The sequence below is a fragment of the Dorea hominis genome (genome assembly GCF_014287705.1).
Lineage (GTDB): Bacteria > Bacillota > Clostridia > Lachnospirales > Lachnospiraceae > Dorea_D > Dorea_D hominis.
Map to the genome: position 1 here is coordinate 190,076 of NZ_JACOOY010000002.1, position 14,413 is coordinate 204,488.

13 protein-coding genes are annotated in these 14,413 nt (G+C 42.0%); 10 read left to right on the forward strand and 3 right to left on the reverse strand.

The window, feature by feature from the left end; genetic code table 11:
* Positions 1–7 precede the first annotated feature (7 nt).
* From H8S07_RS02285 to H8S07_RS02320, 8 genes are all read left to right on the forward strand, one after another.
* On the forward strand, positions 8–1,549 hold the full coding sequence (locus H8S07_RS02285; protein WP_186855350.1) for a chitobiase/beta-hexosaminidase C-terminal domain-containing protein: 1,542 nt from the start codon (positions 8–10) through the stop codon (positions 1,547–1,549).
* 349 nt (positions 1,550–1,898) lie between these two features.
* On the forward strand, positions 1,899–3,080 hold the full coding sequence (locus H8S07_RS02290) for an iron-containing alcohol dehydrogenase (RefSeq protein ID WP_021861032.1): 1,182 nt from the start codon (positions 1,899–1,901) through the stop codon (positions 3,078–3,080).
* A gap of 282 nt (positions 3,081–3,362) precedes the next feature.
* The gene (locus H8S07_RS02295) at positions 3,363–4,250 is read left to right on the forward strand and encodes a sulfide/dihydroorotate dehydrogenase-like FAD/NAD-binding protein (protein ID WP_021861031.1); all 888 of its coding nucleotides are present in this window, start codon (positions 3,363–3,365) and stop codon (positions 4,248–4,250) included.
* Positions 4,250–5,635, forward strand: coding sequence for an NADPH-dependent glutamate synthase (gltA, locus tag H8S07_RS02300; RefSeq protein ID WP_021861030.1), 1,386 nt, complete (start codon positions 4,250–4,252; stop codon positions 5,633–5,635). The genes H8S07_RS02295 and gltA overlap by 1 nt, the downstream gene beginning before the upstream one ends.
* Before the next feature lie 158 nt (positions 5,636–5,793).
* Positions 5,794–6,567 (forward strand): ZIP family metal transporter, encoded by a 774-nt coding sequence (locus H8S07_RS02305; protein WP_186855351.1) that lies wholly within the window; start codon positions 5,794–5,796, stop codon positions 6,565–6,567.
* 49 nt (positions 6,568–6,616) lie between these two features.
* Positions 6,617–8,656 (forward strand): HelD family protein, encoded by a 2,040-nt coding sequence (locus H8S07_RS02310; protein WP_186855352.1) that lies wholly within the window; start codon positions 6,617–6,619, stop codon positions 8,654–8,656.
* Between the two features lie 17 nt (positions 8,657–8,673).
* Positions 8,674–9,153, forward strand: a complete 480-nt coding sequence (gene rlmH, locus H8S07_RS02315; RefSeq protein WP_021861027.1) for a 23S rRNA (pseudouridine(1915)-N(3))-methyltransferase RlmH — start codon at positions 8,674–8,676, stop codon at positions 9,151–9,153.
* A 102-nt stretch (positions 9,154–9,255) separates the two neighbouring features.
* Positions 9,256–10,614 (forward strand): MATE family efflux transporter, encoded by a 1,359-nt coding sequence (locus H8S07_RS02320; protein WP_118659742.1) that lies wholly within the window; start codon positions 9,256–9,258, stop codon positions 10,612–10,614.
* Between the two features lie 57 nt (positions 10,615–10,671).
* Here H8S07_RS02320 and H8S07_RS02325 read toward each other — a convergent pair whose 3' ends face one another.
* Both H8S07_RS02325 and H8S07_RS02330 read right to left on the reverse strand, forming a co-directional pair.
* Entirely contained in the window at positions 10,672–11,289 is a 618-nt protein-coding gene (locus H8S07_RS02325; RefSeq protein WP_117537207.1) for a DUF1129 domain-containing protein, read from the reverse strand.
* Entirely contained in the window at positions 11,286–11,618 is a 333-nt protein-coding gene (locus H8S07_RS02330; RefSeq protein WP_021861024.1) for a PadR family transcriptional regulator, read from the reverse strand. The genes H8S07_RS02325 and H8S07_RS02330 overlap by 4 nt, the downstream gene beginning before the upstream one ends.
* 220 nt (positions 11,619–11,838) lie before the next feature.
* On the opposite strand from H8S07_RS02330, the gene H8S07_RS02335 reads away from it, so the two are divergent.
* Positions 11,839–13,158: a M18 family aminopeptidase gene (locus tag H8S07_RS02335; protein WP_021861023.1), complete on the forward strand. Its 1,320-nt coding sequence runs from the start codon at positions 11,839–11,841 to the stop codon at positions 13,156–13,158.
* 140 nt (positions 13,159–13,298) lie between these two features.
* On the opposite strand, the gene H8S07_RS02340 is transcribed toward H8S07_RS02335, so the two are convergent.
* A complete protein-coding gene (locus tag H8S07_RS02340; protein ID WP_021861022.1) occupies positions 13,299–13,577 on the reverse strand; it encodes a type II toxin-antitoxin system HicB family antitoxin in 279 nt (92 codons plus the stop codon).
* Between the two features lie 325 nt (positions 13,578–13,902).
* Here H8S07_RS02340 and H8S07_RS02345 point away from each other — a divergent pair, with 325 nt between their 5' ends.
* Positions 13,903–14,346 (forward strand): GNAT family N-acetyltransferase, encoded by a 444-nt coding sequence (locus tag H8S07_RS02345; RefSeq protein ID WP_021861021.1) that lies wholly within the window; start codon positions 13,903–13,905, stop codon positions 14,344–14,346.
* The last annotated feature ends 67 nt before the right edge of the window (positions 14,347–14,413 follow it).

Genomic DNA, 14,413 nt, shown 5'->3' on the forward strand with positions numbered 1-14,413 from the left:
ATGAATCATGAAATGTAAATACTGCGGACATGAGATACCGGATGGTGTGTTGTATTGTGATGCATGTGGGAATGAAGTCCGTATTGTTCCTGATTATAATCCTCTTGATGATATGTTAACCGAGCAGGTTCGGTTTTCGATAGATGAACAAAATGAAGGGAAAGAAGATCCGGATTATCTGGCATATGACCGTACCCGGGTGGATGTCCGAAGTAATACGGGTGGACGTACCAGTGGAAGATCTGGCGCAACCGGTAGAATAACAGGAGTATCTGCCCGCACGACAAGACGAACGATGAATACGCGTGTGACGGGCGATACATCTATCCGGGCAACCGGTAAAACTACGGTGCTTCGCCAGACCGGAAGAACAGGAAATACAGGCAGAACCGGACGTACCGGTCAGATCGCAGACCGTACCGGAGGCGGTAAAAGGTCTGTGAGTCGTAAGAAGAAAGAACAGAAGATGGCAAGACTTAGGAGAAAGCGCCGGATTGTCATTCTTGTTCTTATTCTTTGTATTGCTGCGATCGCTGGTATCAGTTATGCACTTTACATCAATTCCTATACGGGAATTGTAAGAAGTGGTAATAATGCACTTAAGAATCAGGAATATTCAAAAGCGGAAAGTTATTTTAAAAGAGCGATCAAAAAGAATAAGCAACGGCCGGAGGCTTATAGCGGTCTTGCAAAGACATATCTCGGTCAGGATGAAGATGACAAGGCAGAGAATGTATTCCTGGACGCGATTGATTCGCAGTCAGGAAATGCGGACCTTTATGATGCCTGTTTCCAGTTTTATCTGGATACAGACCAGACACTTAAGATTCCGGAACTTTTCGATGACGCTGATGATTCTGTACAGGAACAGTTGTCAGAATATGATATTGACAGACCAACATACAGTCTGGATGATAAAAAGACATATGATGATGTACAGCAGGTGACACTTACCGCCGGTAAAGGAATGACGATTTATTATACAACCGATGGAACGGATCCGACATTTGACAGCGACAAATACAAAGAACCGATTCAGCTTGAAGAAGGGGAAAATGACGTGCGTGCAATTGCTGTCAATAAAAAAGGGATACCGAGCAGCACTGCACAGAAGGTGTATAAGATTGTGTTCCCGATTGAGGAAGCACCGGCTATTTCACCGTCTACCGGACAGTACGAAAGTAGTCAGACGATTGAAATTAAAGTACCGGATGGATATACGGCATACTATACGATGAATGGAAAGACACCGACAACATCCTCAAAGAAATATACCGGGCCGATTAAGATGCCGGAGGGCGAGACATTGTTTAAGGCGATTCTTGTAAACAGTGACGGACGTTCAAGTGGTGTTACAACACGTAATTACGTGCTGGATCTCAGCAGCTCGAAGGGCAATTCAGATACCTCATCCAATATATCCGGAAGCAACAGCGATTCTTCGGATATATCTACGTCCGACAGTAATACTGACGGATTGGGAACAGATACAACAACCGGAAGCCGTTCCAACCGTGTGATCACCGGAAAGGGAGGAGCTTCTGAGTAGGACCGATGTCAGAATAAAGCAAAAAGATAATATAAGAAATGAGCAGGGACACATGGAAAGTGAAGCTTATCATGTGTCCTTTTTTGTGTAATAGTTTCGTTTCTACTACGTAAAAACTCTCCAGAAGGATGCGCACTCACGTGAAATGGCAGAGTGTAATAAGCAACAGCACTCATCGCAAGAAAATGCCTTGGCACATTCTATTTTGTTATGACGATATGAAAAAAAGATTGTACGAAAATAAGTGCAAAAAGTTATAAAAAAACTATTGCGTTATTTTTTTAACAGATATATAATTGCGTTAAAGAATTAACAAAATAATATATCTTAAGAAAAGGAGATGCGAACAATGGCAAGATTTACATTACCAAGAGACGTATATCACGGCAAAGGATGTTTGGAAGAACTTAAGAATTTAAAAGGTAAAAAAGCAATCCTCGTAGTAGGCGGCGGTTCTATGAAGCGACAGGGATTTCTGGACAAGGCTGTCGGTTATTTGAAAGAAGCTGGTATGGAAGTCCAGTTGTTTGAAGGTGTAGAACCTGATCCATCTGTAGAAACTGTAATGAAAGGTGCAAAAGCAATGCAGGAGTTCGAACCGGACTGGATCGTTGCTATGGGTGGAGGATCACCAATCGATGCTGCAAAAGCAATGTGGGCATTTTATGAATATCCGGACATTACATTTGAAGATCTGATCACACCGTTCAGTTTCCCGGAATTAAGACAGAAAGCAAAATTTGCAGCGATTCCGTCTACATCGGGAACGGCAACAGAGGTTACGGCATTCTCCGTTATCACAGATTATGCAAAAGGAATCAAATACCCTCTGGCAGATTTCAATATCACACCAGATGTAGCAATCGTTGATTCAGAACTGGTAGAAGGACTTCCGGCAAAACAGGTTGCATATACAGGAATGGATGCACTGACACATGCGATTGAAGCTTATGTATCTACTCTGAACTGTGTATATACAGATCCACTTGCAATCCAGGCAATTGAAATGGTATTCGATTACCTGCCGGCATCTTACAACGGAAATATGGAAGCAAGAGCACAGATGCATGACGCACAGTGTCTCGCAGGAATGGCATTTTCCAATGCATTACTTGGAATTGTCCACTCTATGGCACATAAGACGGGTGCAGTTTTCTCAACCGGTCATATCACACATGGTCTTGCGAATGCAATGTATCTGCCATATGTAATCAAATACAATGCAAAAGATCCGATCGCAGCAAAACGTTATGCGGAGATCGCACGTAAAGTAGGACTTCCGGGAGCTTCAGAAAAGGCACTGATCAATAGTTTGTGTGAGAAGATCCAGGCATTCAATGTAAAACTTAACATTCCGGCAACATTAAAAGAGTTCGGAATCAAAGAAGATGAATTCAAAGAGAAGATTGCTACAATCGCTGAAAATGCTGTTGGTGATGCCTGTACAGGATCTAACCCAAGAGCCATCGATCCGGCAACAATGGAAAAGTTATTTACATGCATTTATTACGGAACAGAAGTTGACTTTTAATTCGGCATTTTTCCAATTACCATACATAAGGAAGGAAGCGGAACCTGACTCCGCTTCCTTCTTTTATCGCCGTCAGGGCAATATAAAAAATATAACATTTATGTGTCCGTCAGGCTGCATTTGATGAATGTTAAATGTTTATCTACAAGTATATAATTATAATAAATAGTCAAAAGAAGAGAATTACTGCAAAACAATTGTACAAAAACAGGATGTATTGCTTGCTATTTTTCTAAAAATATTTTATTATGATAAAAGGATTATATTCGAGGAGGAAGAAAGATGTACAAGATATTGAAAGCTGAGAAATTGGCTGCGAACATTTATCTTATGGATGTCGAAGCTCCACGTGTTGCACGTCACTGTGAACCGGGACAGTTCGTTATCGTTAAGATGGATGAAAAAGGGGAACGTATTCCACTTACAATTTGTGATTATGACAGAGAAGCCGGAACGATTACAATTGTATTCCAGCCGGTAGGAGCATCTACAACAAAGATGACAGAGATGAAAGCCGGAGATTATTTCCGCGATTTCACAGGACCGCTTGGATGTCCATCTGAATTTATTCATGAAGATCTGGAAGAACTGAAAAAGAAGAAAATCTTATTTGTCGGTGGTGGTGTCGGAGCCGCACCGGTATACCCACAGGTAAAATGGATGAAAGAGCATGGAATCGATGTGGATGTTATCATCGGCTCCAAGACAAAAGACCTCTTAATTCTGGAAGACCAGATGGAGGCAGCTGCAGGAAATTATTATCCATGTACAGATGATGGATCTTATGGTCATGCAGGTATGGTTACAACAAAGATCGAACAGCTTGTAGAAGAAGGCAACAAATACGATGTCTGTATCGCAATCGGACCAATGATCATGATGAAATTCGTATGCCTGCTTACAAAGAAACTGGAGATCCCGACAGTTGTAAGTATGAATCCGATCATGGTAGACGGAACCGGTATGTGTGGAGCCTGTCGTCTGATTGTAGGCGGAGAAGTAAAATTCGCATGCGTAGACGGACCGGAATTTGACGGACATCTCGTTGATTTTGACAACGCTATGAAGAGACAGCAGATGTATAAGACACAGGAAGGTCGTGCGATGTTAAAATTACAGGAAGGTGACACCCATCACGGTGGATGTGGCCAGTGCGGAGGTGAGAACTAATGGCAGATGTATTAAAAAGAGTGCCTGTCAGAGAACAGGATCCAAAAGTAAGAGCTACGAATTTCGAAGAAGTTTGTTATGGATATAATCAGGAAGAGGCAATGGAAGAAGCTACACGTTGCCTGAACTGTAAGAATGCAAGATGTATCCAGGGATGTCCGGTATCGATCAACATTCCGGGATTTATCTCAAAAGTAAAAGAAGGAGATATCGAAGGCGCATATAAAGTAATCGGTGAGTCTTCTGCACTTCCTGCAATCTGCGGACGTGTATGTCCACAGGAATCACAGTGTGAGTGCAAATGTATTCGTGGAATCAAAGGCGACGCCGTATCTATAGGTAAACTGGAAAGATTCGTTGCAGATTATGCACTGGAACATGATATTAAACCTGAAAAAGCTGAGAAGACCAATGGTCACAAAGTTGCAGTGATCGGTTCCGGTCCGTCCGGACTTACCTGCGCAGGAGATCTTGCCAAATTAGGATATGAAGTAACTGTATTTGAGGCACTTCACGAACTCGGGGGTGTGCTTGTATATGGTATTCCTGAATTCCGTCTTCCAAAGCAGAAAGTTGTTAAGAAAGAGATCGAGAAAGTAAAAGAACTCGGTGTTAAGTTCGAGACAAACGTTGTAATCGGTAAATCTACAACGATTGACCAGTTAATGGAAGAAGAGAACTTCGAAGCAGTATTCATCGGATCAGGAGCCGGACTTCCAATGTTTATGGGTATTCCGGGAGAAACTGCAAATGGCGTATTCTCTGCAAATGAATATCTGACAAGAAGTAACCTGATGAAAGCATTTGATGATTCTTATGATACACCGATCGCAGCAGGCAAGAAAGTTGCAGTTGTCGGTGGTGGTAACGTAGCTATGGATGCTGCGAGAACGGCACTTCGTCTTGGCGCAGAAGTACATGTTGTATATCGTCGAAGCGAAGCAGAGCTTCCGGCAAGAGCAGAAGAAGTTCACCATGCAAAAGAAGAAGGTATCATCTTTGATCTTCTTACCAATCCGAAAGAGATTCTCGTTGATGAGAACGGTTGGGTGAAAGGTATGAAAGTTGTGAAGATGGAACTTGGTGAGCCTGATGCATCCGGAAGAAGACGTCCGGTTGAGATTCCTGGATCTGAGTATGATATTGACCTGGATACAGTGATCATGTCTCTTGGCACTTCTCCGAACCCACTGATTGCTTCTACAACAAAAGGTCTGGAGACAAACAAGAGAAGATGCATCGTTGCCGAAGAAGACAACGGACAGACTTCCAAAGCATTTGTATTTGCCGGCGGAGATGCCGTTACAGGAGCTGCTACAGTTATCCTTGCTATGGGAGCTGGTAAAGCGGGAGCAAAAGGTATCCACGAAGCATTATCCAAATAGAACATATAAAAATCTTAAAGTTTTATACAGATATCAATCATTAAGATTATGAAGACGAAAAGACAAGGGCAGGTAATTCTGTGCCTTGTCTTTTTTTCTGGGTGTGGTATAATTTTGAAATATGACGTGATGAAAACAGCAAGCAGAAAGGAGTATTTATGACTGTATTTTTAGGACTTATCATTCCTTTTATCGGAACAACTCTTGGCGCAGTTTGCGTATTTTTTGTGAAAAATGAATTAAAACCGTTGATCCAGAAATCGCTGCTCGGATTCGCAGCGGGAGTAATGGTTGCAGCCTCTGTGTGGTCTCTTCTGATACCTGCAATGGAGATGAGCGGGTCAATGGGCAGGCTTGCATTTCTCCCGGCTGCGGTTGGATTCATTATCGGGATCCTGTTTTTGCTGATTCTGGACCGGGCTATTCCACATCTGCACATCGGATGCGAGGAGGCAGAAGGCCCGGTATGCAGTCTGAAAAAATCAACGATGCTGATTCTTGCTGTAACGATTCATAATATTCCGGAAGGAATATCCAGCGGTGCCATATTTGCCGGCATCGTCAGCGGCAATACCAATATAACTCTGGCGGGAGCATTTGCTCTGTCTATTGGTATTGCAATCCAGAATCTTCCGGAGGGATTTATTGTCTCTCTGCCAATAAGAAGTGAAAATGGACGTGGAAAGGCATTTTTCTATGGTATGCTTTCTGGAATCGTTGAACCGATCGCGGGTGGGATTACTGTATTATTTGCTTCTTTTATTACACCGGGATTGCCGTATCTGCTTGCATTTGCGGCAGGGGCGATGATCTATGTTGTCGTTGAGGAATTGATTCCGGAGGCAGCGGAAGGTGAACACAGTAATATTGGAACCATCGGATTTGCAGCAGGATTCGTATTAATGATGATTCTGGATGTGGCACTGGGATAAAAGTGCTGTATATCAGAAAGTTACAATAAATAAAAGGACACGAACAGCTATGGGACAGAACCTTGAGGATATCCGCTTTGACGGAGAACTTTTTTTAGAAGACGTATTAGAAAAATTACATAAAAAGATGGATGAACTGAAAGAGGATCTGACTGCCGGGGAACAGGAGATCCGCCAGATGCATGACTATTACTGGGAAAATTATACCGAGATGGACCAGTATGGATATGAAGATTATGATAATCAGCAGGCACTTTTGCATCAGGTGAATGCAAATCAGGAAAAACTGCGCATGCAGCAGAGAATTGCAAGGCTCATGGATGCCCCTTTTTTTGGACGAGTGGATTTCATCTATGATGGAGAAGACGAATCGGAGCCATTTTATATTGGAATCGGAAATTTTGCGCCGGAAGCGGGTATGTGTCCGCTGATCTATGACTGGCGTGCGCCGGTCTGCGGACTTTTCTATGATTATGATGCCGGAGAAGCTTCCTATGAGGCGCCATCCGGTACGATCACAGGAAAGATTGCATCCAAGTGGCAGTATAAGATCCGTAAGGGAAAAATGATCTATGCCTTTGAGAGCGATACGAAGATTGATGATGAGATTTTAAAACAGGAGCTTGGAAGCAACAGCGATGTACAGTTAAAGAATATTGTGCGCACGATCCAGAAGGAACAGAACGCAATCATCCGTAACCGCAAAGACCAGATTCTTGTGATCCAGGGTGTGGCAGGAAGTGGCAAGACATCGGTAGCGCTTCATCGAGTGGCATATCTTCTGTATCATGACAGAGAACATCTGAAAGCGTCAAATGTGCTGATTTTATCGCCGAACAGTGTGTTTTCAGATTATATTTCACATATTCTGCCGGAACTTGGAGAAGAAAACATCCGGGAGATGAGCTTTGATCTTTTTGCATACAAAGAACTGCATAGTATTGTAAATGACTGTGAAGACCGCTATGACGAACTGGAACATCAGATGCAGTTCCCGGACGCAGCTGCAAAGAAGCAGTATGAATTGAAACAGTCACCGGAGATCATCGGAATGATGGAGGCATTTCTTGCACTTTTGGAAGAAGAGCTGGTTGATCTGAAAGAGATCTCTTATAAAGGATATACTAAGTCAGAGAGTGAAATTATCTCTCTCTTTTATTTCAAATTCCAGAATACACCGCTGCTCGCAAGAATGGATGCAGTCATGGATTATTTTAAAGATGAATTTGTGACTTTAAGAGGCAGGGAACTCTCCGAGGAAGAAGAGGAATATCTGAAAGAAAAGGCAGGGCAGATGTATATGGAACGTGATATTTATCATATTTATAACCGCTTTCTGGAGTTTGCAGGTTATGAAACATTACCAGATCTGCCATATGAAAAAAGGATCCTTTCTTATGAAGATGTCTATCCGATGTTATATTTAAAATACCGCCTGTGCGGAGCCACACAGCATAAAAATGTCAAACATCTTGTCATCGATGAGATGCAGGATTATTCTTATCTGCAGTACAGTATTCTTGCCATGTTATTCCCGTGCAGAATGACGATCCTCGGCGACCGCATGCAGACAATGGATGAAAAGCAACAGGATGTCACCCGGTTTCTTCCGAAGATTTTTGACCGGAAAGTAAGGAAACTGGAGATGAATAAAAGTTATCGTAATACTGTCGAGATCGCAGAGTATGCAAGAGCACTGAGCGGCGATCAGGAGCTGGAACTTCTGATGCGTCATGGACAGGGTGTTACAGAACAGACATTTGTTTCAAAAGAAGCGTTGCTGGATCAGGTTCTTATAGATGTAAACCTGGAAAAATACGAGACTGCTGCCATTTTAACACTGACAGAAGAAGATGCTTTAACCGTCTGTCAGATTTTGAAGGACAGGGAAGAAAATTATCATTATATTGACCGTAATACATCTGCGTTTGAAAAAGGGCTTACCGTGACAACCTTTTATCTGGCAAAAGGGCTGGAATTTGACCAGGTATTCACTGCATTTTTCCATCGTGACAATCCACTTTACAAGCAGGCGGCTTACATCAGTGCGACAAGGGCGCTGCATGAACTTTTTGTCTATCAGATATAAGGAGAGATAAGAAATCTATGAAAATAACAGTGATAACCGTAGGGAAAATAAAAGAAAAATATCTGAAAGATGCAATTGCAGAATACAGCAAACGGCTCAGCCGTTACTGCAAACTGGAAATTCTGGAAGTTGCTGATGAGAAGACACCGGATGGTGCAAGTGAGATAGTAGAAGAGAATATCCGCGAAAAAGAAGGCGAACGGATTTTAAAGCTGATCAAAGAGGACGCATATGTCATCACGCTGGAAATCAGCGGAAAGATGTTAACTTCCGAGGAACTGGCAGACCGGATCGAGACACTTGGAATCCAGGGGAAAAGCCACCTGGTATTCGTGATCGGCGGATCGATCGGACTTGGAAGAGAAGTGTTAAGGCGTTCCGACTATGCACTCAGTTTTTCCAAAATGACATTTCCGCATCAGCTTATGCGCGTCATTTTGCTGGAGCAGATTTACAGAAGTTATCGCATTATCAATGGAGAGCCGTATCATAAATAAGATGATATCAGATAAGGTGTGGTGAAAGTGCATAGTACGTAATTATCTGCAGACATCACAACATCAACATTATATAGATTATATAGAACAGAAGGTTAGAACATGAACGAAGATAAAGAATTTTTAGGAACAGAACCAATTGGAAAATTATTATTAAGACTGGCGCTTCCAACCCTAGCGGCTCAGATTATCAATATGCTGTACAATATTGTGGACCGTATTTATATCGGGCATATCCCACATGTAGGTGCGGCGGCACTGACAGGAGTCGGTGTCTGCATGCCACTGATTATGATCGTGTCTGCATTTGCGGCACTGGTCGGATATGGAGGTTCGCCGAGAGCATCCATTTATCTCGGAAAGAAAGATGTTGAATCGGCAGAGAAGATTTTAGGAAACTGCTTTACAATGCAGATTCTTGTATCGCTGATACTGACAGCAGTTTTGATTATCTGGAATCGGGATCTTCTGCTTGCATTCGGTGCCAGTGAAAATACAATTCCCTATGCGAACAGCTATATGAATCTTTATGCACTTGGAACGCTGTTTGTAGAACTGACACTTGGTATGAACGCATTTATTACGACACAGGGATTTGCTAAGACTGGAATGTATTCCGTTTTGATTGGTGCAGTTGCCAATATCATCCTGGATCCTGTGTTTATCTTTTTACTGGGTATGGGAGTGAGAGGAGCGGCGCTTGCTACAATACTTTCGCAGGCTCTTTCCTGCATCTGGGTCGTGAGTTTTCTGTGTGGGAAGAAGACATTTATCCGTATCCGGAAAGAGAATCTGAAACTGATACCGAAAGTAATTTTACCGTGTCTTGCACTTGGATCTGCAACATTTATTATGCAGGCAAGTGAGAGCGTTATTTCGGTATGCTTCAATTCTTCGCTTCAGAAATACGGCGGAGATATGGCAGTTGGAGCTATGACAATCCTTACAAGCGTCATGCAGTTTGCAATGCTTCCGCTTCAGGGATTCGGCCAGGGGGCACAGCCAATCATGAGTTACAATTACGGCGCAAAAAATGTAAAGCGTGTAAAAGCCGCCTTTTTATTACTATTAAAGATCAGTATGATCTATGCAGTTATTTTATGGGGCTGCGTCATGTTCTTCCCGCAGATTTTTGCCGGAATCTTCACAACAGATACGGCACTGGTTGCATTTACAGCAAAAGCGCTCCGTGTATATCTTGCAGTGATGTTCCTGTTCGGTATCCAGATTTCCTGCCAGATGGCGTTTAATTCACTTGGAAGAGCTGTGGAATCCATTATCGTTGCAGTTGTACGTAAGTTCGTGCTTCTGATTCCGCTTATCTATATTATTCCGCAGATCTTCCGCGCGGATCAGACAACAGCGGTTTATATGGCAGAGCCGGTCGCAGATTTGATCGCAGTTACATTTACGGCAATTTTATTTTCTGTTCGATTCAAAAAGGCGCTTAGAGCAATCTAGGCGCCTTTTTGAATCGGATGCATAATCTGTCATTAGCAGATTATACGTTGCAGTATATTAAATTTCATTTGGAGAGTGTGCTCGGTTACGTCTGGCTCCGATGATATAGATAAGCGTCATCGGATAATCTAATATCAACCCGAAAAGGAAAATAATACAATCACCCGTTTCAATCGGGCTGTCAATACTCATAATGGCATTATAAATGTCATTTCCGGCTATGAATATGAGGAAAATAAGTCCAAGTGCAAGGATTTTATTTCCCTTTTCTGGTGTATTACAGCCATGTTCGGCATAATATCCCATAAAGAAAGCATAAGCTGCAAATATATTATAATAAATAATTTCCGTCGCAGAAAGACCACCAAATACAGCCACCAGTCCCATTGAGATTGGGAGAAGTCCATAAAGCTGAAAATAGATTCCGCTGATTCGCAATAATTTTCTGCCGCCAAGTGCCTGCATTCCGCCGATGGAATATACAAGATCTTCACAGAATTCCCGAATCGGTTTTCCGATAACCTCCATAAAATCTTCCCCTCGTTCCTGTGATTCTAATGCCATTCCAGTAATGTCCTCTTCAATCTGACGAATCTCTTCAGTAGAAAGAGGGAACGTACGGATATATCGTTTTGCTTTTCTCATAATTTTTTCATTTTCCTTTGTTAGTTTCATAATGATTCCTCCATATTTAAGATTTCATTTACTGATTTCTGCACCTGATTCCAACAGTTTATAAATCCATGCAGATAGGTAAGTCCTTCGTCGGTAATGGAATAGTATTTGCGCCTTGGTCCAAGAGGAGACGGACGCAGAGTTGAACTAATATAATTCTTCTTCTCCAATCTGACGAGAAGTGGATAAATCGTTCCTTCTTTAATATCCTCAAAACCATACTCTGTAAGGCTGGTTACAATCTGGTAGCCGTAAGTGGTTTCCCGAGACAGAATCTGTAAAATACAACCTTCCAGTGTCCCGCGCATAAGCTGTGACTTGTCATACATATTGTAATCACCATCCTTTTTTCAAATTCTTTATTTACTACCTTACAATACATAGTAGCTATTGACTATATTGTAACACATAGTAGTGAGATGTCAAGTGAAACATAAAAATGATTTACAGATAAGGAAAGCATATATTGCGTCTGGGAATAGTCCTTGTGAGAAAATGCGATCTGCTGTATGATGTGTATATAATAAAAATTAGAGAGGGCATAATAAAATGGAAATAAACAGGATAACTGAATTAACGGATTTTATAGAGCAGTCACCGACCGCTTTCCATGCGGTACAAAATTTGAAAACCATGCTGGATAAAGATGGATTCCAGGAATTAAAGGAAGCTGAAAAATGGCATCTGGAACCAGACGGAAAATACTATGTCACAAGAAATAATTCCAGCATTATTGCATTGAAAATAGGAAATGCTTTGGATGAATACAGCTTTCATGTGACGGCATCCCACAGCGATTCACCGACATTCAAATTAAAAGAAAATATCGAGATAAATGTCGCTGGAAAGTATACCGTGCTCAACACAGAAGGATACGGCGGTATGATCTGTTCTACATGGTTCGACAGACCGCTTTCGTTGGCAGGCCGTGTTATGGTAAAAGATGGAAACAGTATTGAAACAAAATTAGTGAAAATTAATCGTGATCTGCTTATGATCCCAAGTCTTGCCATTCATATGGACCGCAAAGTAAACGATGGAAAATCCTACAACAAACAGATCGACATGCTTCCGGTTCTGTCCGGCAGTGTAAAAGAATCCGGCGAGATAAAAGCGATCATTGCAAAAGAACTGGATGTAGAAACAGAGGATATTTATGGAATGGATCTTTTCTTATATAACCGTATGAAAGCGGTACGCTGGGGAAGTGAAGAAGAATTTATTGGATGTCCGAGACTGGATGATTTAGAGTGTGCATTTACTTCTGCAAAAGCATTCCTGACAGCCGGTAATCAGAAAAATATCAATGTCTTTGCCTGCTTTGATAATGAAGAAGTCGGTTCCGGAACGAAACAAGGAGCCAAGTCTACCTTCCTTTTTGATGTATTGTGGCGCACAAATCAAGCACTGGGATACAGCGAAGAAGATTTTTACCGTGCACTTGCAGGAAGCTTTCTGTTAAGCTGCGACAATGCACATGCTGTGCATCCGAATTACAGGCAGAAAACAGATACGACGAACTGTACTTATATGAACGAAGGAATTGTTGTGAAATCACATGCCGGTCAGAAATATACAAGTGATGCGGTCAGTATTGCGGTATTTAAGATGATCTGTGAAAAAGCAGGTGTTCCGGTACAGTTTTTCGCAAACCGTTCGGATGAAGCAGGTGGCAGTACGCTTGGTAATCTTGCTATGGCTCAGGTGTCCATGAACACAGTTGATATCGGGCTGCCACAGCTTGGCATGCATTCCGCATATGAGACAGCCGGTGTCAAAGATGTGGATTCTATGATACGTGCCATACAGGAATTTTATCAAACGCACATAAAAGCAAACGCGGATGGAAATTACATTCTCAAAGAATAAAATCAGAAATAAATTTACAAAACATTGTGTGAAAGAGTTCGCTGAACGAAATAATAATAAAAGAAAATCTCTGGGAAAACAGGAGCAGTCACGCTCTTTATTTCCAGAGATTTTTATCTTACATGCTTTCTGTTATCTCTTTATTCATCCCATCCTTCATAAAAACGGATGTTCATGGAAATGTTGCGGACAATATCGCCTTCTTCCAAAGTCAGATCTTCCAGATCACTGACATATGGGATGAGTGGTTCGTCTTCGGATAATTCCAGTGTCAACCAGTCTTTTCCGGCATCGTTGATACTGTCGATGGCGTCATCCAGAGTCTCCCCTTCTCCGTAACAATATTCCAGGTCCGGGAAATAACCTTTGTAGCTGCCTTCTTCAGTCTGACGGAAGATGGCAGGATATATAAATTTCATAAAATAGTTCCTCCTTCATTCGGTAAATGCATATCTTGTACTATTATAGCATCCAGAAATCAGAATGCAAGGTCTAAGAGACTATACAGGCGGAATAAACTCATGTATAATGTTAGATGCCAGGGGCAAAAGCCTAAAACTACGATGTGCTTGCACATGAGTAGTTTTAGGGCTTAATGCCCCGCCCCGATATGAGCATAAAAGTGGAGCGTAAGCTTCACGATATGCGAATATTGGGTAGAATTGTGAGAGTACGAAGTACGAAACAATTCGTATGGAATCTGTATATAACAGATGTGAAATAAGAAAAGTATCGGAGGTTTTTATGTTTACAATCAGAGATGTTAAAGAGACAGACAGAGAAGTCCTTTTTGCGATGGAGAAGGAATTTTATGAAGGACCGGCGTGTGACCACACGGTTCCGGAAGAAAATTTTGAGGCAACACTTAAGGAATGCCTGCGCAGCCGACAGTATGCGAGAATGTTGATGCTGGAAGATGAAACCGGCGTTGTCGGATATTTTAATATGTCTCTTACTTGGAGCAACGAGGCGGGAGGACAGACAGTTCTCTTAGAAGAACTTTTCTTCAAACCGGAAGCGAGAGGCAAAGGTTATGGAACAAAAGTATTTGCATGGGTAGAAGAAGAATACCCGGATGCTAAGAGATACCGCCTGGAGGCAACACCGTGCAATGAAAAAGCAATCGCGTTATACAAAAGGCTTGGATATGAAGGACTTGATTATTATCAAATGATTAAGGAACGTTAAAATACAGCACATGCAAAATTTGCTATTGGCAGTTTTCTTCAGATGCTATGGCGACAAAGAATTGTAG

Bases quoted from the DNA above. Each gene is read 5' to 3' on its own strand.
- H8S07_RS02340 (WP_021861022.1), bottom strand. From the start codon at position 13,577: ATGAAATTTATATATCCTGCCATCTTCCGTCAGACTGAAGAAGGCAGC.
- H8S07_RS02295 (WP_021861031.1), top strand. From the start codon at position 3,363: ATGTACAAGATATTGAAAGCTGAGAAATTGGCTGCGAACATTTATCTT.
- H8S07_RS02305 (WP_186855351.1), top strand. From the start codon at position 5,794: ATGACTGTATTTTTAGGACTTATCATTCCTTTTATCGGAACAACTCTT.
- H8S07_RS02290 (WP_021861032.1), top strand. From the start codon at position 1,899: ATGGCAAGATTTACATTACCAAGAGACGTATATCACGGCAAAGGATGT.
- H8S07_RS02320 (WP_118659742.1), top strand. From the start codon at position 9,256: ATGAACGAAGATAAAGAATTTTTAGGAACAGAACCAATTGGAAAATTA.
- H8S07_RS02345 (WP_021861021.1), top strand. From the start codon at position 13,903: ATGTTTACAATCAGAGATGTTAAAGAGACAGACAGAGAAGTCCTTTTT.
- H8S07_RS02330 (WP_021861024.1), bottom strand. From the start codon at position 11,618: ATGTATGACAAGTCACAGCTTATGCGCGGGACACTGGAAGGTTGTATT.
- H8S07_RS02335 (WP_021861023.1), top strand. From the start codon at position 11,839: ATGGAAATAAACAGGATAACTGAATTAACGGATTTTATAGAGCAGTCA.
- H8S07_RS02285 (WP_186855350.1), top strand. From the start codon at position 8: ATGAAATGTAAATACTGCGGACATGAGATACCGGATGGTGTGTTGTAT.
- gltA (WP_021861030.1), top strand. From the start codon at position 4,250: ATGGCAGATGTATTAAAAAGAGTGCCTGTCAGAGAACAGGATCCAAAA.
- H8S07_RS02310 (WP_186855352.1), top strand. From the start codon at position 6,617: ATGGGACAGAACCTTGAGGATATCCGCTTTGACGGAGAACTTTTTTTA.
- rlmH (WP_021861027.1), top strand. From the start codon at position 8,674: ATGAAAATAACAGTGATAACCGTAGGGAAAATAAAAGAAAAATATCTG.
- H8S07_RS02325 (WP_117537207.1), bottom strand. From the start codon at position 11,289: ATGAAACTAACAAAGGAAAATGAAAAAATTATGAGAAAAGCAAAACGA.